Raw genomic sequence first — 1,675 nt, 5'->3', positions numbered from 1 at the left:
CGTATACTGGGTATCGTTATCGGGTGCACTTGCCAGTGCTTCGATTGCCCCCTGTACATCCGTTGCACCTAGTGATGCGCTACTATCATCGAAAGCAACCTCATCGGCGTCCTGATCATCTGTATCTGTAGCATAAATACCATTGCCACGAACTTCCAAGGCATTGTTAGCATCCGGACTGGCTACTGCCGTGAACTCATTGCTCACATCCAGGTTCAATCCGTCGCCTGCCGTATACTGGGTATCATTATCGGGTGCACTTGCCAGTGCTTCGATTGCCCCTTGTACATCCGTTGCGCCTAGTGATGCGCTACTATCATCGAAAGCAACCTCATCGGCATCCTGGTCATCTGTATTATCCAAATAAGGACTCAAACTTACATTATTTGAAACCACTCCATTTACAGTACTTACCAACTCGTTACTTCCATTTATACTTAATGCATTACTATTTACCATAGGAACTCCTGTTCCGGTGACACCATTTACCGTTGTAGTCAAAGTATTTACACTACTTGTATTGGATACCGTTGTTGCCGGTATTAACGTACTTGGAGCTACATGTTCCCAATTGGTACCGTTCCATTGTATTAAATCTCCCGCATTAGAACCTGCTGCTATGTTTTCTAAGCCTACAGCACCATTTGCCAGCTCATCAGTGGTAATGGCATCATCAGCCATCTTCGCATTTGTGATCGCGTTATCCGCTATGGTCAATGTTACATCATTCAATGTGGAATTCACACCTCCTGTAACATCTATATCGCTAGAAGTGATACTACCATCTCCCGTCAAAGCAGAAACATCCACATCCAATGCACCTGATGCATTCTGTACCAATCCCGTTCCAGCTACATCGCTATTTATCTTTTCAGCATTTACAGCATCATCGGCGAGCTGCACCGCAGAAACACCACCTGCCGTTATCCCCAATGTTAAAGGACTCACCGTCGTTCCTAACCCAGAGAGCGTCAATGTACCATCTGTAGCCCCGGTTACCTCGTTACCGATTACACCATCGTTTTCCGTTACCGTTACCGAACCAAGGTCTACCAAGGTCCAGGAAGAGGTTGTATCATCCCATTGCATTACTTGGCCGTCCGCTGTTCCGTTCGCCAATTTCTCTAAAGAAACGGCATCATCGGCAATATCAGTTGTAGTTATTGTACCATCCAATATATCACTGGACTGAACTGCGCCTGTTGCCAACTCATCGGTGGTAATGGCATTGTCCGCCATCTTCGCATTTGTAATCGCGTTATCCGCTACATCCAAGGTCACATCTCCAAGGGTAGAAGCATTTCCGCCTGCAATAGCTATTGTTCCATCGGTAGATGTTATATCCCCATCTCCAGTTAATGCCGAAACATCCACGTCCATAGTTACATCCTCGAAAATTGAATTCGCAGGCGTACCACCCAATGTTATTGTACTGTTTGGCGACGTAAGACTTCCATCGGCCAATACGGATTCATTAACCTCCAAAGCACCTGTTGTGGCATTTTGTGTTAAACCTGACCCAGCCACATCGTTATTTATAGTGACTGCATTTACCGCACCGGCAGCGATATCGCCCGAGGCAATCGTTCCGTCCAATATTTTATCACTGGTTACCGCATCCGCTCCAAGCTCAGTATTACCTACTGCTCCCGCAGCTATCTCCAATGTAACATCG

The 1,675-nt window shown here is 46.3% G+C and carries 1 protein-coding gene; it reads right to left on the bottom strand.

The features are described 5' to 3' along the window. Positions 1–1,675 (bottom strand): hypothetical protein (locus J8L85_RS17920; RefSeq protein WP_211019545.1); only part of this gene is annotated, 1,675 nt, incomplete at both ends.

Origin of the sequence: Maribacter sp. MMG018, assembly GCF_018100785.1 — a bacterium.
Lineage (GTDB): Bacteria > Bacteroidota > Bacteroidia > Flavobacteriales > Flavobacteriaceae > Maribacter.
This window is presented reverse-complemented; position numbering and strand designations above follow the sequence as displayed.